16 protein-coding genes, 1 tRNA gene and 3 pseudogenes are annotated in these 19,371 nt (G+C 63.5%); 15 read left to right on the top strand and 5 right to left on the bottom strand.

The genetic code is table 11. The features are described from left to right. The first annotated feature begins 43 nt into the window (after window positions 1–43). From arnB to BS626_RS03290, 11 genes and pseudogenes are all read left to right on the top strand, one after another. Window positions 44–1,189 (top strand): UDP-4-amino-4-deoxy-L-arabinose aminotransferase, encoded by a 1,146-nt coding sequence (gene arnB, locus BS626_RS03240; RefSeq protein WP_075180940.1) that lies wholly within the window; start codon window positions 44–46, stop codon window positions 1,187–1,189. Then, window positions 1,186–2,169, top strand: a complete 984-nt coding sequence (gene arnC / locus BS626_RS03245; protein WP_075180941.1) for an undecaprenyl-phosphate 4-deoxy-4-formamido-L-arabinose transferase — start codon at window positions 1,186–1,188, stop codon at window positions 2,167–2,169. Before arnB ends, arnC begins: the two co-directional genes overlap by 4 nt. Further along, the gene (gene arnA / locus BS626_RS03250) at window positions 2,166–4,148 is read left to right on the top strand and encodes a bifunctional UDP-4-amino-4-deoxy-L-arabinose formyltransferase/UDP-glucuronic acid oxidase ArnA (RefSeq protein WP_075180942.1); all 1,983 of its coding nucleotides are present in this window, start codon (window positions 2,166–2,168) and stop codon (window positions 4,146–4,148) included. Before arnC ends, arnA begins: the two co-directional genes overlap by 4 nt. After that, window positions 4,145–5,047: a 4-deoxy-4-formamido-L-arabinose-phosphoundecaprenol deformylase gene (gene arnD, locus BS626_RS03255; RefSeq protein WP_075180943.1), complete on the top strand. Its 903-nt coding sequence runs from the start codon at window positions 4,145–4,147 to the stop codon at window positions 5,045–5,047. The genes arnA and arnD overlap by 4 nt, the downstream gene beginning before the upstream one ends. Further along, complete coding sequence (gene arnT / locus BS626_RS03260) at window positions 5,044–6,705, top strand: lipid IV(A) 4-amino-4-deoxy-L-arabinosyltransferase (protein WP_075180944.1); 1,662 nt, start codon at window positions 5,044–5,046, stop codon at window positions 6,703–6,705. The genes arnD and arnT overlap by 4 nt, the downstream gene beginning before the upstream one ends. Next, window positions 6,702–7,025: a 4-amino-4-deoxy-L-arabinose-phosphoundecaprenol flippase subunit ArnE gene (gene arnE / locus BS626_RS03265; protein WP_075180945.1), complete on the top strand. Its 324-nt coding sequence runs from the start codon at window positions 6,702–6,704 to the stop codon at window positions 7,023–7,025. Before arnT ends, arnE begins: the two co-directional genes overlap by 4 nt. Further along, the gene (gene arnF / locus BS626_RS03270; protein WP_075180946.1) at window positions 7,022–7,402 is read left to right on the top strand and encodes a 4-amino-4-deoxy-L-arabinose-phosphoundecaprenol flippase subunit ArnF; all 381 of its coding nucleotides are present in this window, start codon (window positions 7,022–7,024) and stop codon (window positions 7,400–7,402) included. The genes arnE and arnF overlap by 4 nt, the downstream gene beginning before the upstream one ends. Before the next feature lie 107 nt (window positions 7,403–7,509). Then, complete coding sequence (locus BS626_RS03275) at window positions 7,510–8,619, top strand: ABC transporter substrate-binding protein (protein WP_075181126.1); 1,110 nt, start codon at window positions 7,510–7,512, stop codon at window positions 8,617–8,619. Between the two features lie 100 nt (window positions 8,620–8,719). Beyond that, window positions 8,720–9,376 carry an ATP-binding cassette domain-containing protein gene (locus BS626_RS03280; RefSeq protein WP_075181127.1) on the top strand — a complete coding sequence of 219 codons (657 nt, stop codon included), beginning with the start codon at window positions 8,720–8,722 and terminating at the stop codon, window positions 9,374–9,376. Continuing rightward, entirely contained in the window at window positions 9,373–10,140 is a 768-nt protein-coding gene (fetB, locus tag BS626_RS03285) for an iron export ABC transporter permease subunit FetB (protein WP_075180947.1), read from the top strand. The genes BS626_RS03280 and fetB overlap by 4 nt, the downstream gene beginning before the upstream one ends. A gap of 2 nt (window positions 10,141–10,142) precedes the next feature. Then, window positions 10,143–11,011 (top strand): annotated as a pseudogene (locus tag BS626_RS03290) (LysR substrate-binding domain-containing protein). Between the two features lie 16 nt (window positions 11,012–11,027). Here the strand turns inward: BS626_RS03290 and BS626_RS19045 are convergent. From BS626_RS19045 to BS626_RS03305, 4 genes and pseudogenes are all read right to left on the bottom strand, one after another. Further along, a pseudogene (locus tag BS626_RS19045) lies at window positions 11,028–11,715 on the bottom strand (substrate-binding domain-containing protein); the annotation flags it as partial. A 218-nt stretch (window positions 11,716–11,933) separates the two neighbouring features. Then, a complete protein-coding gene (locus tag BS626_RS18760) occupies window positions 11,934–12,749 on the bottom strand; it encodes an MFS transporter (RefSeq protein ID WP_240494251.1) in 816 nt (271 codons plus the stop codon). After that, the gene (locus tag BS626_RS18765) at window positions 12,743–13,108 is read right to left on the bottom strand and encodes an MFS transporter (protein WP_083615882.1); all 366 of its coding nucleotides are present in this window, start codon (window positions 13,106–13,108) and stop codon (window positions 12,743–12,745) included. The genes BS626_RS18760 and BS626_RS18765 overlap by 7 nt, the downstream gene beginning before the upstream one ends. Before the next feature lie 238 nt (window positions 13,109–13,346). Beyond that, window positions 13,347–14,822 carry a TrkH family potassium uptake protein gene (locus BS626_RS03305; protein ID WP_075180949.1) on the bottom strand — a complete coding sequence of 492 codons (1,476 nt, stop codon included), beginning with the start codon at window positions 14,820–14,822 and terminating at the stop codon, window positions 13,347–13,349. A 488-nt stretch (window positions 14,823–15,310) separates the two neighbouring features. Between BS626_RS03305 and BS626_RS03310 the strand changes: the two are divergent. After that, window positions 15,311–16,202, top strand: a pseudogene (locus BS626_RS03310) (transposase). 173 nt (window positions 16,203–16,375) lie between these two features. On the opposite strand, the gene BS626_RS03315 reads toward BS626_RS03310, so the two are convergent. After that, window positions 16,376–16,451: transfer RNA gene (locus tag BS626_RS03315), tRNA-Asn, on the bottom strand. A gap of 465 nt (window positions 16,452–16,916) precedes the next feature. Here BS626_RS03315 and BS626_RS03320 point away from each other — a divergent pair. The 3 genes from BS626_RS03320 to cbl all read left to right on the top strand — a co-directional run bounded on the left by BS626_RS03320 (window position 16,917) and on the right by cbl (window position 19,280). After that, a complete protein-coding gene (locus BS626_RS03320; protein ID WP_075180950.1) occupies window positions 16,917–17,210 on the top strand; it encodes a hypothetical protein in 294 nt (97 codons plus the stop codon). 53 nt (window positions 17,211–17,263) lie between these two features. Further along, window positions 17,264–18,181 (top strand): nitrogen assimilation transcriptional regulator NAC, encoded by a 918-nt coding sequence (nac, locus tag BS626_RS03325; RefSeq protein WP_075180951.1) that lies wholly within the window; start codon window positions 17,264–17,266, stop codon window positions 18,179–18,181. A gap of 136 nt (window positions 18,182–18,317) precedes the next feature. Next, a complete protein-coding gene (gene cbl / locus BS626_RS03330) occupies window positions 18,318–19,280 on the top strand; it encodes an HTH-type transcriptional regulator Cbl (RefSeq protein WP_075180952.1) in 963 nt (320 codons plus the stop codon). Window positions 19,281–19,371 lie beyond the last annotated feature (91 nt).

The following is a 19,371-nucleotide window of genomic DNA, read 5'->3' on the forward strand; positions in this document are numbered from 1 at the left end:
CGGCGGACTTTTTTGGTGAAAGCAATGATGATGGGACCTTAGCATGGCAGAGTTTTTACCGTTTTCCCGCCCGGCGCTCGGCGAGGCCGAACTGGCGGCGGTGGCGGAGGTGATGCGCAGCGGCTGGATCACCACCGGCCCCAAAAATCAACAGCTGGAAGCGGCGTTTTGTCAGCTTACCGGCAGTCCTCACGCGGTGGCGCTCAGCTCCGCCACCGCCGGCATGCACGTCACGCTAATGGCGCTGGGCATCGGCCCCGGCGACGAAGTCATTACGCCCGCAATGACCTGGGTCTCCACGCTGAATATGATCTGCCTGCTCGGCGCCGAGCCGGTGATGGTGGATGTCGACAGCGATACGCTGATGGTCAGCGCGGAGCAGATTGCGGCGGCGATCACCCCGCGTACTAAAGCGATCATTCCGGTGCACTACGCCGGTGCTCCGGCGGATATTACCGCGATTCAGGCGCTCGGGCAGCGTCACGGTATCCCGGTTATCGAGGATGCCGCTCACGCCGTGGGCACCCGCTTCCACGGGCGCCACGTCGGCGCCAGCGGTACGGCAATTTTCTCCTTCCACGCGATTAAAAATATCACCTGCGCGGAAGGCGGACTGGTGGTGACCGACGATGCGGCGCTGGCGGATCGCATCCGCAGCCTGAAGTTTCACGGCCTCGGGGTGGATGCTTATGACCGTCAAACTCACGGCCGCGCGCCGCAGGCAGAGGTGATGACACCGGGCTTCAAATACAACCTCGCCGACATTAACGCCGCTATCGCCCTGACCCAGCTGTCGCGGCTGGAGGCGCTGAACGCCCGCCGGGCCGCCATTGCGCAGCGCTATTTGCAGGCGCTGGCCTGTCTGCCGCTGATGCCGCTGGCGCTGCCGGACGCCGGCCACCATCACGCCTGGCACCTGTTTATTGTCCGGGTGGACGCCACGCGCTGCGGCCTGAGCCGCGATGCGCTGATGGCGGCGCTGAAGGCGGAGGGCATCGGTACCGGACTGCATTTCCGCGCGGTCCACCTGCAAAAATATTACCGCGAGCGTTTTCCCCAGCTGTCGTTACCGAACAGCGAATGGAACAGCGATCGCATCTGCTCACTGCCGCTGTTTCCCGATATGACCGATCAGGATGTCGATCGGGTAATTTCTGCACTGACCCGCCTGACAGGGAACGCCTCATGATGAACGATACACCGATTACCAAAGTCTCCGTGGTGATCCCGGTATATAACGAAGAACAGAGCCTGCCGGAGCTTATCCGGCGCACCACCGCCGCCTGCGAGGGGCTGGGTAAAGCGTGGGAGCTGCTGCTGGTGGATGATGGCAGCAGCGATCGCTCCGGTGAGATGCTGGCCGAGGCCGCCAATGCTCCGGACAGCCATATCGTCGCCGTACTGCTTAACCGCAACTACGGCCAGCATTCGGCGATCATGGCCGGCTTCAGCCACGTTAGCGGCGACCTGATCATTACCCTTGATGCCGATCTGCAAAACCCACCGGAGGAGATCCCGCGGCTGGTTAGCGTGGCCGAAGAGGGTTATGACGTGGTGGGCACCGTGCGGCAGAATCGCCAGGACAGCCGCTTTCGCAAAAACGCCTCGCGGTTAATTAACCATTTGATCCAGCGCACCACCGGCAAAGCGATGGGCGACTACGGCTGTATGCTGCGCGCCTACCGCCGCCACATTGTCGATGCCATGCTCAATTGCCACGAGCGCAGTACCTTTATTCCGATTCTGGCCAATACCTTCGCCCGCCGGGCCATTGACATTCCGGTGCTGCACGCCGAACGGGAGTTTGGCGACTCAAAATACAGCCTGATGCGGCTGATTAACCTGATGTATGACCTGCTGACCTGCCTGACCACTACGCCGCTGCGGCTGCTCAGCGTCTTCGGCAGCGCCATCGCGCTGGCGGGGTTTGCGCTGTCGCTGGTGCTGGTGGTGCTGCGGCTGTTTTTTGGCCCGCAGTGGGCCGCCGAGGGCGTATTTATGCTGTTTGCGGTGCTGTTCATTTTTATCGGGGCGCAGTTTATCGGCATGGGCCTGCTGGGCGAATACATTGGCCGCATCTATACCGATGTGCGCGCCCGTCCGCGCTATTTTATTCAACGCGTTGTTAAGCCTGCCCGGTCAGGCGCTGCTGAGGAAGAAAACGTATGAAAACGGTGGTTTTTGCTTATCACGATATGGGCTGCGTCGGCATTACCGCGCTGCTGGAAGCCGGCTATGAGATTGCGGCGATTTTTACCCACGCCGATGCCCCCAGCGAGAACCACTTCTTTGGCTCCGTGGCGCGTCTGGCCGCCGAGCGCGGCATTCCGGTATTTGCCCCGGAAGAGGTCAATCACCCGCTGTGGGTTGATCGCCTGCGCAAGCTGGCGCCGGAGGTGATGTTCTCATTCTATTACCGCGATCTGCTCTCTGATGCGATTTTGCAGCTGGCGCCGCGCGGTGCGTTTAATCTGCACGGTTCGCTGCTGCCGAAGTATCGCGGCCGGGCGCCGCTGAACTGGGCGCTGGCAAACGGCGAGAGCGAAACCGGAGTGACCCTGCACCGCATGGTCACCCGCGCCGATGCCGGGCCAATTCTGGCGCAGTCGACGGTGGCGATCGCCGCGGAAGACACCGCGCTGACTCTGCACCACAAACTGACCGCCGCCGCCGGCGAGCTGCTGGCCAGTGCGCTGCCGGCACTGCGGGCGGGCCAGCTCGTCGAGCGCGAGCAGGACGCCGCCGCGGCCACGGTGTTTGGCCGCCGCACGCCGGAAGATGGCCGCATCGACTGGGCGCGCAGCGCCAGCGAAATCAATAACCTGGTGCGCGCAGTCAGCGACCCCTGGCCTGGCGCCTTCGGCTACGTGGGCCAGGCAAAATTTATCGTCTGGAAAGGGCGGGTCCGCCAGGACCTGCCGGCGGCGAAACCGGGGACCGTGCTGTCGGTCGACCCGCTGCAGGTGGCCTGCGGCGACGGGGCGCTGGAAATTCTGACCGGCCAGAGCGACAACGGCGTTTACGTCCAGGGGAGCCAGCTGGCGCAGACCCTCGGCCTGGTCAAGGGCGCGCTGCTGTCGAGCCTGCCGGTGTCGGCAGTGAAGCGGCGCACGCGGGTGCTGATCCTTGGGGTTAACGGTTTTATCGGCAATCACCTGACCGAGCGGCTGCTGCAGGATGATAACTTTGAGGTCTTTGGTCTTGATATCGGTTCGGATGCCATTAGCCGGTTTATCGGCCATCCGCACTTTCAGTTTGTCGAGGGCGATATCAGCATCCACTCCGAGTGGATCGAGTATCACATCAAGAAGTGCGACGTGGTGCTGCCGCTGGTGGCGATTGCCACGCCGATCGAATACACGCGCAATCCGCTGCGGGTCTTTGAGCTCGATTTTGAAGAGAACCTGAAGATCATCCGCGACTGCGTGAAATACAAAAAACGTATCATCTTCCCGTCCACCTCTGAAGTGTACGGCATGTGTACCGACAGCCACTTTGATGAGGACCACTCCAATCTGGTGGTCGGCCCGGTCAATAAGCAGCGCTGGATTTACTCGGTATCCAAGCAGCTGCTGGACCGGGTGATCTGGGCCTACGGTGACAAAGAGGGGCTACGCTTTACCCTGTTCCGGCCTTTCAACTGGATGGGACCGCGCCTCGATAACCTTAATGCCGCGCGCATTGGCAGCTCCCGCGCTATCACCCAGCTGATCCTCAATCTGGTCGAAGGATCGCCGATCAAACTGATCGATGGCGGGGCGCAAAAGCGCTGCTTTACCGATATCCGCGACGGCGTGGAAGCGCTGTTTCGCATCATCGAAAATCAGCATAACAACTGCGATGGCCAGATCATCAATATTGGTAATCCGGACAACGAAGCCAGCATCCGCGAGCTGGCGGAGCAGCTGCTGGCGAGCTTTGAGCGCCATCCGCTGCGCGATCGCTTTCCGCCGTTTGCCGGTTTCCGCGAAGTGGAAAGCAGCAGCTACTACGGTAAGGGCTATCAGGACGTGGAACACCGCAAACCGGCTATCCATAACGCCCGCCGCCTGCTGAACTGGACGCCGACGGTGGCGATGGAGCAGACCATCGATACAACCCTCGACTTTTTCCTGCGCACCGTAGAAGGCGTGGACGATCCGCAATGAGACACGTCGGACTGCGTATTGATGTCGACACCTGGCGCGGCACGCGCGATGGCGTGCCGGCGCTGCAGGCCCTGCTGGCGCGCCACGGTATTCGCGCCACCTTCTTCTTTAGCGTCGGACCGGACAACATGGGCCGCCACTTGTGGCGGCTGATGAAGCCGGCGTTTTTGTGGAAGATGCTGCGTTCGCGCGCCGCGTCGCTGTACGGCTGGGATATTCTGCTGGCCGGTACCGCCTGGCCAGGACGCCAGATCGGACGCGGCCTGGCGCCGGTGATCCGCGCGGCGGCGCAGGACCACGAGATCGGGCTGCACGCCTGGGACCACTTCGCGTGGCAAACCTGGGCCGGCGTCTGGTCGTCACAGCGGCTGCACGACGAGATAGCCCGCGGCAAACAGGCGCTGGAGGCGATTGCCGGCCGGCCGGTGACCTGCTCGGCGGTGGCCGGCTGGCGCGCCGACGGGCGAGTGCTGGCCGCCAAGGAAGCGTTCGGGTTTGCGTGGAACAGCGACTGCCGCGGCTGCGCCCCCTTTGTGCCACAGCTGCCGGACGGCCGCGCCGGCGCGGTGCAGATCCCAGTTACGCTGCCTACCTGGGATGAAGTAGTGGGATCGCAGGTCAGCGCGGAGGATTACAATGCGTTTATCCTGCGCGCCATCGACGCCGATCGCGGCACGCCGGTCTATACCATTCACGCTGAGGTGGAAGGCATCAGCCAGCTGGCGCAGTTTGATGCGCTGCTGAGCGCCGCCGCCGCGCGCGGTATTCACTTTTGTCCGCTCGGTGAGCTGCTGCCGCCGTCCAGCGCCGGGCTGCCGGCCGGTCGGGTGGTGCGTGGCCGCCTGGCCGGGCGGGAAGGGTGGCTGGGCGTACAACACGGGCTGGAGGCGACCGCATGACCCGCTATCGCTGGCTGGGCCTGGGCCTGATCGCCTGGGCCATCTACTACTTGCTGCCGCTGGAGTATCGCGATCTGTGGCAGCCCGATGAACTGCGCTATGCCGAGATCAGCCGCGAAATGCTGGCCAGCGGCGACTGGGTGGTGCCGCACTTTTTTGACCTGCGCTATTTTGAAAAGCCGGTCGCCGGTTACTGGATCAATAACCTCGGCCAGTGGCTGTTCGGCCACAGCAATTTTGGCGTGCGTTTTGGTTCGGTGCTGGCCATTAGCCTGACGGCGCTGCTGGTGATGTGGATGATGCGCCGCGTGGGGGAATCGTGTACTACCGCGCTGACCGCCGGGGGCATTTTTCTGACCTCGCTGCTGGTGTATGGCGTGGGCACCTACGCGGTGCTTGACCCGATGATCACCCTGTGGCTGGTGGCGGCGATGGTCACCGGCTGGGAGGCGATGCAGGCGGTGACCCGCGGGCAGCGCATCGGCTGGTGGTTGCTGCTGGGCGTTGCCTGCGGCATGGGCTTTATGACTAAAGGCTTCCTGGCGCTGGCGGTGCCGGTGGTGGCGGTGGTGCCCTGGGCGCTGTGGCAGGGACGGTGGCGGACGCTGCTCGGCTATGGCCCGCTGGCGGTGCTGAGCGCCGCGGCGGTCAGCGCGCCCTGGGCGCTGGCGATTCATCATCGCGAGCCCTTTTTCTGGCACTACTTTTTCTGGGTGGAGCATATTCAGCGCTTTGCGGAGGATAACGCGCAGCATAAGGCACCGTTCTGGTACTACCTGCCGGTGCTGCTGCTCGGCGCGCTGCCCTGGGCGGGGCTGCTGCCCGCGGCGCTGCGCACCGGCTGGCAGAGCCGGCGCCAGCAGCCGGCCTGTGGCTGGCTATTCTGCTGGCTGGTGATGCCGCTGCTGTTTTTCAGCATCGCCAAAGGCAAGCTGCCGACCTACATTTTGCCGTGCTTTGCGCCGCTGGCGATGCTGATGGCCTGCGCGGCCGCCCGGCTGCCGGCGCGCAGCGCGGCGCTGCGTGCGAATGCGCTTATCAATCTGCTGTTCGGCCTGCTGTGCGCGGCGGCGGTGCTGCTGGTGCTGGCCCCGTGGGGGGTGACCAGGCGCCCGGTGTACGGCTGGGATGAAATGCTGCCGCTGCTGACGGCGCTGATCATCTTCCTTGGCTGGGCGCTGGTCGGGCTGTTGACGCTGCGCGCACCGGATGCCCGCTGGCGCTGGGCGGCAGCCTGTCCGCTGGCGCTGGCGCTGCTGGTGGGAACGGCGATCCCGGGTAAGGTTCGCGACTCCAAGCAGCCGGAAGCATTTGTCGACCAGCACCTGGCGACGCTGCAGGCGAGCCGTTTTGTGCTGGCCAACAATCCGGGCATTGCATCGTCGCTGGCCTGGGCGCTGCGCCGGAGCGACGTGCTGCTGTTCCAGCAGCCGGGCGAAGTGCGCTACGGCCTGAGCTATGCTGACGCCGCCGGCCGCTTTATTCCCGACCAGGATTTTGTCGGCTGGCTGCAGACGCACCGCCGCGCGGGCAGCGTTGCGCTGCTGATGAAGCTGGGCGGTGAGGAGGAAGATCGCGCCGCCGACGCGCTGCCTCCGGCCGATGCGCAGTGGCGGCAGGGCCGACTGATGCTGCTGTTCTGGCGCGCGCAGCCGTGAATCTGCTGCTGATCCTGCTGGTCAGCCTGATCAGCTGCGCCGGACAGCTGTGCCAGAAGCAGGCGGCACGGCAGCAGGGCCGCGCCGCCGTGCTGCGCTGGCTGGCGCTGAGCCTGCTGCTGCTCGGGCTGGCGATGCTCCTGTGGCTGTGGGTACTGCAGCGGGTACCGGTGAGCGTGGCCTACCCGATGCTCAGCCTGAATGTGATTCTGGTGGTGCTGGCGGCGCGTCTGCTATGGCGGGAGCCGGTCAGCGCGCGTCACTGGGGCGGCATTGCGCTGATCGTCACCGGGGTGGCGCTGCTCGGGAGCTGGGCGTGAAGGGCGGCGCGTGGGCCGCGGCCAGCGTGCTGCTGGTCAGCGTTGCGCAGCTGCTGCTGCGCGGCGCGATGCAGGCGCTGCCACCGGCTGAACGTCCCTCGCTGCTGCTTGGTGCGCTGCAGGGCCAGCCGACGCTGGCGCTGGCCCTGCTGGCCGGGCTGCTGGCCTATGGCTGTTCGATGCTGTGCTGGTTTCTGGCGCTGCGCCAGCTGCCGCTCAGTCGGGCTTATCCGCTACTCAGTCTGAGCTACGTACTGGTGTGGGCGGCGGCAACCCTGCTGCCGGGCATGCAGGAGCCGTTTCACTGGCTGAAGCTGGCCGGCGTGGTGCTGATTGTCAGCGGGTTGCTGGTGATCTGGTGGCCAACCCGGCGGTGAGAAAAACAACAAACGCCACCCCGTCGGGCGTTTGCGGCTGTTCATTGTTGCGCGTATTTGATAATAATTATCGCTCTTATTTATGCGTGCAGGAGTCGACAGTGAAAATGCGTACGTGGCTGGTATCCAGCCTGATGGTGGCCTCCGCGGGCCTGGGAGCCACCACCTATCCGGTGCAGATTACCGACCTGGATAACCAAAAAATCACCCTCAATAAAGAGCCGCAGCATGTTATCCTGCAGGACGGGCGCGACATTATGGCCATGGCGCTGCTGGACCGCGATAATCCCTTCCGCCGGGTGGTGGCCTGGAACAATCTGGCGAAAAAGCAGGACGTGCAGACCTGGGCAATGCTGAAGAAAGCCTGGCCGGACGCGGAAAATATCATTGATATGGGGTTTAACGATCGCGGCGAAGTGAACCTTGAGAGCGTGATTGCTCAGCAGCCGGATCTGATGATTGCCCAGCTGCGCGCTAAACCGGCGCTGCAGCAGACCGGCGTACTGGATGCGCTACAAAAACTGCATATTCCGGTCATGTTTATTGATTATGAGCTACATCCGGCGCAGAACACCGCGCGCAGCATCACCCTGCTGGGTACCGCACTGAACCAGGAAGCGCACGCCAAAGCGTTCACTGACTTCTACACCGCGCGGCAGAAAACCCTTACCGATACCCGCGCCCGGCTGACCCAAAAAGCCACGGTGTTTATTGAACCGATCGCCGGTAACAGCGAAAACTGCTGCTTTACGCACAGCCATAATGGCTGGGGAGGGCTGGTGGAAGCGGTCGGCGGTAAGAATATTGGATCCGCGCTGCTGCCGGGGGCCTCGGGCTTTGTCGACCTTGAAAAGGTGATCGCGATGCGCCCCGATGTCTACATCATGACCGGTTCGAAGCGCCATAACGACAATGTACTGCCGCTTGGCTACAACGTCAGCCGCGATGCAGTGGCGCCGGTGTTTACCCGCCTGACCCAGCGCCGCGGCGTCGATCAGGTGGCACCGGTGAAGGCCGGGCGCGTCAGCGGTGTGTATCACCACTTCTACAACCACCCGTATAACATTATCGGGATGGAGGTGCTGGCGAAGGCGATTTACCCGGCGCAGTTTGCCAGCCTGCAGCCGGAGGCTGACTATCACCACATCATTACGCAGTTCACGCAGCTGCCGGACGATCCTATCGTTATTGACTACGCGCCCGACGCGAAGCACTGATTTACGCCGGCAGCCCGGCTGACTGGCAAAAAAACGCCGCTCCGTGCGGCGTTTTTCCGCTATCATGTCCTGATTTATTTTCCCTTCAGGATGATGGATGATGTCGAATACTCCCCCCCTGCTCGACGTGCAGGAAATTTCCCTTACGCTAAAGCGAACACCGCTGCTGCTGCCGGTCTCCTTCCAGCTGTCCGCGGGCGAAACGCTGCGCGTGGCCGGGCCGTCCGGCTGTGGTAAAACGACCCTGCTTCGCATCGTGGCCAACCTGCTGACCGCGTCCAGCGGACACATTCGCCTCAACGGTAAGCCGATGGAGCAGATTGCGCCGCAATGCTGGCGGCGCCAGGTGTCGCTGTGTATGCAGACCCCGGCGCTGTTTGGCCAGACGGTGTACGACAACCTGGCGCTGCCGTGGCAGATTCGCCAGCAAACGCCATCGCGTGAGCGGCTGGCCGACTGGCTTAGCAAAGTGAACCTGGATTCGGCGCGGCTGGATTCGCCGATCGCCGGGCTTTCCGGCGGCGAAAAGCAGCGGGTCGCGCTGCTGCGCAATCTGCAATTTATGCCGGAGGTGTTGTTACTTGATGAAGTCACCAGCGCGCTGGACGAGGCCAATAAGGCCACGGTCTATCAGCTGATTGCCCGCCTGAGTGCGGAACATAACGTGGCGGTGCTGTGGATCAGCCACGATAATGAGGAGCCGGCGCTGGATGGCCGGGTGCTGACGCTGACCCCGCCAGGCCAGGAGGCCGCATGAACCAACACACCATAACTAACGGATCGCTGCTGCTGTCGTTGGCGCTGGTGCTGATTGCGCTGGCGGTGAGCCAGCGGGAGAAGCTGGGGCTGGGTAAAGATATTCTGATTGGCGTTGGCCGCGCGGTCGTGCAGCTGATTCTGGTCGGTTTTGTGCTGAAGTACATTTTTCAGCTCGACAATACCTGGCTGACGCTCAGCATGGTGCTGTTTATTTGCGTGAACGCCGCGGCGAATGCCCGCAAGCGCAGCCAGAACAGCGAATATGCCTTGTATATCGCCTTCACGGCCATCACCGTCAGCACTACCCTGACGCTGCTGATTCTGGTGTTTAGCGGGGCAATTGCCTTTGTGCCCATGCAGGTGATTCCCATCACCGGCATGATAGCCGGTAACGCCATGGTGGCAGTGGGACTGTGCTACAACAACCTGATTCAGCGCTTTGCCGATAACCGGGCGAAGATTGAGGAGATGCTCAGCCTGGGGGCCTCACCGCGCCTGGCCGCGGGCAGTATCCTGCGCGACAGCGTGCGCGCGGCGATGATCCCGACCATCGACGGCGCCAAAACCGTCGGGCTGGTGAGCCTGCCAGGCATGATGTCGGGACTGATTTTTGCCGGTATCGATCCGGTGAAAGCGATAAAATATCAGATAATGGTCACGTTTATGCTGCTCGGCACCGCCAGTATTGCCACCATCATTGCCGGCTATCTGGCCTCCGGGCGCTTCTTTAACGCCCGGGAGCAGCTCATTACCCGGGAATAATCATGCCGTTTGGCCTGAGCGACCTCTACGCTTTTCGCGCGCTGGTGCCGCACGGCCGAAGCTATCTGCCTGTCGCAGCCGGCGCTGAGCCGGTGGATTGAAAAACTGGAGGACGCGCTCGGCGTCAAACTGTTTGAGCGCACCACCCGCAGGTAGGTGACGCTGATGGGGCGTACTGTTGCGCCGCGTGCCGAACGCCTGATTGCCGATTTTGACGCGATCGTGGTCGATATCAGCGACGTGGCGCAGCAGCGCAGCGGACGCGTGACGGTTGCCGGTGTGCCCTCGGCCGCTTACTACTTCATGCCGCGGGCGATGGCCGGGTTTCAGCAGCACTATCCGCGCGTGTGCATCAGGCTAATGGATATCCGTGCCGGTAACGTCTACAGCGCGGTCATGGATGGTCAGGCAGATTTTGGCCTGAGCTTTCTCGGCGCTCCGCAGCCGGATGTCACGTTTCTGCCGCTGGTGGATGAAGTCTACGCGGCGGCTTGTCGTCGCGATCGCCCGCTGGCCCGGGCGCCATCGGTAAGCTGGTCAACCTGTTACAGCCATCCCTGGGCAGGGCTGGATAAAAGCTCCGGTAACCGGCATCGGCTGGACCGCGCCCGCGGTGAGCTGAGGCCATCATGCGAAAGCGTCTGCGAGACCCGGCACGCCACCACCCTGCCAGGGATGGCGGAAGCGGGCCTGGGGATCGCCGCCGTTCGCGATGGCGCTGCCGGCCAGCGGCCATCCGGTGCTCACCGGTATAGCGCTGACTGATCCGGTGGTGCGGCGGCAGGTGGGGCTGTTAACCCGCCGCGGGCGCGCCCTGACGCCGCTCGCTGAGGCGCTGCGGCAGCGGATTGTGGCTGGCGCGCAGCCGTAGTGGCCGTGGCGTTGCAGGCCGGTACCGAATCCAGGCCGGTGGCGCGAATCCGCGTCTGCACCGTCGGCGAGGCCAGCCAGCGCAGCGGCGCCTGTTGCGGATGGTCGCTGCCGTGCACTACCGCGCCGGCAAAGCGGGTGACCGACTGCAGGTTTTCCGGGATATTACCGATAAACGTCACGCCCGGCTCCGGCAGCAGTTCGCTGACCTGCCGGAAGCCGAGGCTGTCATTGCCGGCGGCCACGCCGCGGGCGAGCGGCGTTTTCCCGACCTGATGATCCATCACCGCGAGGCGACGCCGGGGCGGGGAAACAGCTGTTCGCTGAGGTATTTCCCGCTGGCGCTGTCGGACCAGGCGACGCTGGGAGCCGCCTCCAGCGTCTGCCGCAGCACCGCCTTGTCATGAATATCCGGACGCGGGGCACCACGGCGCCGATTCGCGAATCCGCCAGCTCAACGCGACCGCCCGAGATCGCCCACTCCTGCCGCTCCAGCTCCGCCAGCGCGTAGCCTGGCATGATAACCACGTCCGCTTTTTCTCCGGCCGCCAGCCGCCCGGGAATGGCCTGCGGCGACTGGCCCATCGACGATCCGGGCGCGGTTTTCAGCGTCACGCCGTGGGTGCGCGCCTACTCGGGCGACAGCGGCTGCCAGGCCGCTTTAAAACCGCCGGAAATCATGATGGTTAACTCTGGCTGGCTGGCTGGCTGGCTGGCTGGCTGGCTGGCCGGCCGCGGCCGCCGTCTGGCTAAAAACGCCCGGCAGCAGCAGCGCGAATCCCCCTGCTTGTCTTTTCATTTTTTACCTGTCTCAGTGTTGGGGAACCGGCGCCGCCTGCGGGCGACGCGCCTGGCGATAGAGATAGAACGTGGCAAACAGGGCGCACAGCGCCGCGATACTCATCCAGTATGCCGGCGACGCTTTATCGCCGCTCCAGGCGATCGGCGCGGTCGACCCCGCCGAACAGCGCGGTGGTCAGGCTGTAAGCCAGCGAAAAGCCCGCGCCCCGTACTTGCACCGGCCTGACTTCGGTCAGCGCCGGGGTCATCGCGCCGTTATACAAGCCGTAAATCATTGACAGCCATAGCAACACGGCCAGCATCATGCCGAATCCCGGCGCCGCCGCCAGCAGGCTCAGCGCCGGCCAGGTGGTCAGCCGTGCGGTCAGGCTCAGGATAATCAGCAGCGGCTTGCGGCCGACGCGGTCGGAGAGGGCACCGCCCACCGGCAGCCAGCAGAAACTGGAGACCGCCGCCAGCAGCGTCACCAGCAGGCTGTCGGAGGCGCTCAGCAGCAGTACCCGCTTACCAACGGTCGGCGCACAGACGGTAATCAGGTCGAAGGCGGTGGTGGTCATTACCACCATCAGCATGCCGGCCGCGACAATTCGCCGCTGACCGAGCAGGGTACTACACACCCGGCGCAGGCCGGGATGAGCGCGGCGGTGCGCGAATGCGTCGCTCTCCTTCAGCCTGCGGCGCAGTGCAAAAATAAACGGGACGATCAGGCAGCCAACGAAAAACGGGATCCGCCAGTCCCAGGCGCGCAGCGCGCCGTCATCCAGTAGCGCCTTCAGCGCAAACCCCGGCCGGCGGCCACCACGATCGCCACCAGCTGGCAGGCTGGCGGCTGGTGTAGAAGCCCGTTCGTCCCGGGGGGCGATTTCAGCGAGGTAAATCGAGACGCCACCCGGCTCGGCGCCGGCGGAAAAGCCCTGCAGCAGGCGGCCGGTCAGCACCAGCAGCGGTGCCCACAGGCCGATGGTGGCGTACGGGGCACCAGCACAATCAAAAAGGGGCCGACCGCCATCAGCGACAGCGTGACAATCCGCCCCTGGCGGCGGCCCACTTTATCGATCTCGCCACCCAACACCACCGCCCCGATGGGGCGCATCAAAAAGCCGGCGCTAAACACTGCAAAGATCATCATCAGCGAGGCAACATCGCTGCTGGCGGGAAAAAACGCCTGCGCGAGGTAGGCGGCGTAAAAGCCGAACCGGAAGAGATCAAACTGTGCGAGGAAATTCGCCGAAGTGACGCGAAAAATCGCGCCCGCGCGGGCGCGCAGATCGCCGCGCAGGGCAGAAGATAAAGACATAGCACAGGCTCCAGAGTCAAATCGGCGGCAGCACGGGCCGCGGGGTAAGCGGCAGACTGACCGAGAGACGGCGGTGAGATAATTGCCTTGTTAACATGCATTAATGCCTACAACGCATTAATCAGCGCGCCTTTCAGGCGCACTGTGCGTTTTTATCCGCGGCGGGGCGGAAAAACAGTGAAAACAGGAGAGTGAAACTGTGAAGCCGGGCACGGCAGTGCGCCGGCCCGGCGGCGGCTCAGGCCCGCCAGAAAAAGCGTGAGCAGAGGATAAGAATCGGGAAAATTTCCAGACGACCGAGGATCATTGCCGCGCACATCAGGTATTTTGCCGCCGGCTGCAGCGTGCCAAACGTGGACGCGGTATCGCCAAAGCCCAGCCCCATATTATTGATACAGGCGGCGACGGTGGCGTAGCTGGTCAGCAAGTCATAGCCGAGGGCATTGAGCGTAGCGACAAAAAACACGCTGAAGGCGAGATAGAGGAAGAAAAAACTCCATACCGAACGCAGCACGCGATCGCTCAGCGGCGTGTCGCCAATGCGCACGCTAAGCAGCGCGCGCGGATGCGCCAGCTGGTGCAGCTCCTGGCGGCTCTGGCGGAACAACACCAGGCAGCGCAGCGCCTTGATTCCGCCGCAGGTAGAGCCTACGCAGCCGCCGAAAAAACTGGCGGTCAGCAGCAGGACAATGGTGTGCGACGGCCAGTTGGCATAATCACCGGTAGCGAGACCATTATCGGTTATCATGGAGCTGCTGAGAAAAAAGGCGTGCACCAGGCTTGCGCCGATGCCATACATCCCGGCCCGCCACACCTGCCAGGTGACGATCGCCACCAGCAGCGCGACGACCAGAAGAAAAAAACGCAGTTCGACGTTGCGCAGGAACGGCGTCAGGGTACGGCGGCTCAGCGCGACAAAGTACAGGGTGAAGTTGATCGCTGACAGCAGTGAAAACAGGCCGGCGACCGCTTCGATAGGCAGGCTGTCGTAGTAGCCAAGACTCTCGCTGCGGGTAGAAAAACCGCCCAGCGAGACCGTCGACAGCCCGTGACAAAAGGCATCAAACCACGGCATGCCCGCCAGCCGGTACGCCAGGCTGCAGACCAGCCCCAGCAGGGAATAGGTCAGCCAGAGGTTGCGTGACGTATCGGCAATGCGCGGCGTCAGCCGCTCCTCCTTGAACGGGCCGGGCATCTCCGACTGATAGAGCTTCATGCCGCCGACGCCTATCAGCGGCAGCACCGCCACCGCCAGCACGATAACGCCCAGTCCGCCGATAAAGTTCAGCTGGGCGCGGTACCACAGCCAGGCGCGCGGCAGCGCGCTGACGTCGCTGACCACCGTTGCGCCGGTGGTGGTAATGCCGGACACCCCTTCAAACAGCGCGTCCGCCAGGCGGAACTGCAGGCCGTCATCCAGCCAGAACGGCAGGGCACTGATCAGCGAAAACAGCAGCCAGAACAGGGAAATGATGACAAAACCGTCGCGGGTACGCAGCTGCATGCCGGCCCGCCGCGTGGCCAGCCAGGCCCCCCCGCCCAGCAGTGCGCAGAAGGCAAAGGTGGTAAAAAAAGCCAGATAGCTGCGCTCGCGATCAAGTAGCGCAATCAGCATCGGCGGCAGCATCGAAAACCCGTACAAAAATACCAGCAGACCACACAGGTGAGTGACGATTTGAATGCGCAACACATCAGGGCGAAGGGAACGCAGCAAAAGAGAACTCCGGTAACAGAAAAGGAACGGCAAACATCATGCCAGTCCCCGGCGCCGGCAACAAGTCGGCGACGGAGATGGCTGCTACGCCTCGCTGAATAGACATTTTTCCGGGCCGGGCCGACTAAACACCGACGGTGGAGGGAGGGGGTCGCGACCGCCATCTGCACGGCTACGCGTATCGGGAGAGGCCGACGAAGGGGGCGGTTTTCCGCTCGCCAGCGGGAGGATGAGCCGTTCCCGTTCGTTGCGCTCCCGCTCCCGGGAGGGGCTATCCGGACGGGCGCTATCCGTCGGGGGCATAAAATCCGGGGTAACCCCCGCTTCTTATGGATACGCACAAGTACAGCGGCCGGCAACAGGCCAGTCGTCGATCCTTGCCTCTCTAAATCGGTAAGCGTAATCCGTTGGTGGCGATAATGAATAAATCGAACGTTTACTGAGTTGGAGGACCAGGGCACGTATCCCCTGACAATCCAGGCAGACCCGTGGCCGGGGAGGCATTCAGGATCACCCTTTGGCTTATCGACAACAAAGCCCACATCAACCCTGACTCCCTCACTGTCTGGTGGGATGTAAAGGCCATTCAGGCCTGGTATGAGTCAGAAGCGTCCTCTTTCCGGGAAAGTCGCCGCGCTGTACAGACCTTGTCATCACTGCGCTCCTGATGATTAAACGCGTATTCCGGCCCATCCTGCGGACCACCGCGGGCTGGGTTGATTCCATTTTTGCCCGGATGAACAAACCGCTGCGCCGTTTGAATGACACCAGCGTCAGGAAGCGGGCCAGCCCGGTTAATGCCAGTGTCAACGTGCCAGGCCGGGAGGAAATGGGACATCAGATGACCGATCCCACCGGGCTGAAGGTCGGTGGTGAAGGCGAATGGCGGATCAAAAAACACGGTCAGGCACGCCTCTGGCCGCTGACGGCAAAACGCAGCAAACCCTGCGGGCGGACCTGCGGCTGGACAGTGTGACCGGTGCTGAAGCCGGGTCGGGGCTTATCCGGCAGACCCGGCGAAAATCCGCACCGCCGCAGCGCACGGGGCGGAGGACACCCGCTCAGGTCACGATGAACAGCGGCGTCAGCACGCCGGCGGCCTTATCCCGGCGCGAAAGGGGCGGCCGGCCGGTACGTACGCCGACCGCAATCGCGCGGTAGCGAATCCGCGGCTGAGCGGGAGCCGCGCCGGTGGACCCGGATAGCCGAATATCAGCGTCGTTTGATAGCGACAGCGGTACCGTACCGGGTGAAGCCGTTATTCGGTAAATCACAGGCGCTGCGGCCGACGGTGGTCAGGTCGCAGGGGCTCAGGCCGTGGCGCAGGGGCTGAACAACGCGACGGAGAGCGGTTCGCCGGCCGGCGCGCGCATCGCCTGAAGACCCCGTTCGCGACGGCGTGGCGCACCCGAAGTCTGCGTTGTTCAGCAAAGCCCGGCAAAGGGGAGTGCGCTGGGTGGTGTTGACCCGACGCGTGTCGGGAAGCGGGAGGGGATAAACAATGGGTAAAAAGCAAAAAACCAGGCGTCTGCTGACGTCTGGTTTCTTAAATGTGGCTCCTCTGACTGGACTCGAACCAGTGACATACGGATTAACAGTCCGCCGTTCTACCGACTGAACTACAGAGGAATTGTCTGGAACGGGGCGCATAATACTGCGCGCCATCGGGGTTGTAAAGGGGGAAAACGCCGGCGCGGGTGCGACTGCCGGGATTTTCAGCAGATTGCGTGTTTTTACCGCACGGGGCGCCTGGTTTTCCCCGGGGCGTCACATTCCGGCGATGCCGCTGCCGCTGCCGCTGCCGGACGCGCGGCACGCGTTATTCACAGCGGATTGTAAAGCCGCGTTCTCAGCCCCGGGATGACCGGGCTAAGAATCGACATTAGCACGCAGGTCCCGCAGGTCCCGCAGGTTCAGCCGCGAGGGCAGAGGGGAGAGGGGATAAAGCGGTGTGGCCGTAGCCATGCGCTGGGCGTTGCACGCGACGGCAACGCCCAGAGCGCCGCGCGGCCGACAGCGACCGGCTGCCCGGAGGGGGGAAGCGAGCCGATCCCGCGGTTACGCACCCTCTCACCTCGCCAGCGGAGGGCGGTATTGACGGTGTGCAACCTGCGCCACGTGAGCATATTTAGCGACGTCGCCCGCCAGCGGCGACGCGGGGCCCGCCCCGCCGATACCGCGCGCGATCGGCTGATGGCGGCGCGGTCCGGCCTCACCGCCCGGAGAAAACGCCGCCCCCGCACCGTGCAGCGCTGCACTGCGCTGGTGCGGGCCGCCGCCGCTGGCCGCATTGCGGTATTACCTGCGCTTATCGTCACGCGGCTGCCAGCGGCTTTTCTTATCTCTCCGCTCCCGCTGCCGTATGTTGGCCTGCATCTTGCACACTGATTTGCTTCAGACCATTTCATAGCGAGCAGGGCGACACCGTGACGGGGGCAATCATGAACTTAAGAAGACTCAAATATTTCGTGAAAATCGTGGATATTGGCAGTCTGACCCAGGCTGCGGAAGTGTTGCACATCGCGCAGCCGGCGCTGAGCCAGCAGGTGGCGACGCTGGAGGGTGAGCTGGATCAGCAGCTGCTGGTTCGCACCAAGCGCGGAGTGACGCCTACCGAGGCGGGAAAAATTCTCTATGCGCACGCGCGCACCATCCTGCGCCAGTGTGAGCAGGCGCAGCTGGCGGTGGTGAACGCCGGGCAGGTTCTCAGTGGGCAGGTGTCCATTGGTCTCGCACCGGGCACCGCCGCCTCTTCGTTGACCATGCCGCTGCTGCGGGCGGTGCGCGAGCAGTACCCCGACGTTCTGATTTACCTGCATGAAAACAGCGGCGCGCTGCTGAATGAGAAGCTGATTCACGGCCAGCTGGATATGGCGGTGCTGTATGACCGCGCGCCGGGCAGCGGGATCGTCAGCACGGCGCTGATGAAGGAGGATTTGTGGCTGGTGGGCAGCGGTGACTGCCCCGGCGCCAGCGTCGATCTGGCCGAGGTGGCGCAGCGCAGCCTGTTTCTGCCGCGCGATTTGAGCGATGTGCGCAAGCGCGTCGACGAGGCCTTCTCCCTGCGCCGCCTCAGCGCGCGCATCATCGGCGAGATCGAATCCATTGCCACCCTCAGCGCGGCGGTGGCCAGCGGCATGGGCGTGACCGTGCTGCCGGAATCGGCCGCCCGCGCGCTGGTCAGTACCGGCCAGGCGTGGATGGCGCGCATTACCAGCCCGACGCTGACGCTGCCGCTCTCCCTGAATGTGTCCGCGCGGGCGCCGCTGTCACCGGCGGCGCAGGCGGTCCGGCACATCCTGCTGTCGCTGCCGCATAAACCGGTCAGCGAGGGGCGAGCGCTGATGCTGGCAGGCTGACTGGCCCTGCGAGGCCGCACGGCCGGCCCCGTTTGATATACCCTAAACGAATAAACACGCTTTTTTTATTATTTGTCGTGCTTCCGACGCCTCCCTACCATAGCGTGAAATCAGGCGGTAACGAGGATGTCATGGCGTGAATTTTCAACAGCTTAAAATTATTCGTGAAGCCGCGCGCTGCGATTTTAATCTCACCGAGGTCGCCAGTCATCTCTATACCTCGCAATCGGGCGTCAGCCGCCACATCCGCGATCTGGAAGATGAACTGGGGGTGGAGATTTTTATCCGCCGCGGAAAACGGCTGCTGGGCATGACCGAACCGGGCAAGGCCCTGTTGACTATCGCTGAACGCATCCTGGACGAGGCGGGTAAAGTGCGGCGGCTGGCCGAGGTGTTTACCAACGAAACCCGCGGCGTGCTAACCATCGCCACCACCCATACCCAGGCGCGCTACAGCCTGCCGCGGGTAGTAAAAGCTTTTCGCCAGCTGTGGCCGGGGGTGCGGCTGGAGCTGAACCAGGGCTCACCGCAGGAGATTGTAGCGATGCTACAGGCCGGCGAAGCCGATATTGGCATCGCCAGTGAGCAGGTGATGAGCCATGCCGGACTGTGCGCCTTCCCGTGGTTTAGCTGGTATCACGCGCTGCTGGTGCCGGCGGATCATCCCCTGACGACGCAGCCGCCGACGCTGACGCAGCTGGCGCGCTATCCGCTGATAACCTACCGGCAGGGTATTACCGGGCGCTCACGGGTTGACAGCGCCTTTCAACACGCCGGCCTGCAGCCGGATATCGTGCTGAGCGCGCAGGACTCGGACGTGGTGAAAACCTATGTCGAATTGGGGCTGGGCGTGGGGATCCTCGCTGAGCAGGCCTGCCAGGCCGACGAGGAGAACGGGCTGGTGCGTCTGGATGCCCGTTCGCTGTTTGCACCGAGCACCGTCTGGCTGGGGCTGAAGCAGGGGCAGCTGCAGCGTAATTTTGTCTGGCAGTTTATTGCATTGTGTAACGCTAACCTGTCGCTGGACGAGATCAAACGTCAGGCGCTGCAGCCGGTCGGCAGCGGTGGCGCAGAGCCGGCAATCGACTTCGAAATCTGACCGCACCCGTGCGGCCGGCACTTTGGCGTTTGCCCGCTCTTCAGGCTATAGTGCCTGCGCCGCCGCGTGGCGGTCACGGGCGAGGAGAGAG

The sequence above is a fragment of the Pantoea sp. 1.19 genome (genome assembly GCF_001922585.1).
Lineage (GTDB): Bacteria > Pseudomonadota > Gammaproteobacteria > Enterobacterales > Enterobacteriaceae > 1-19.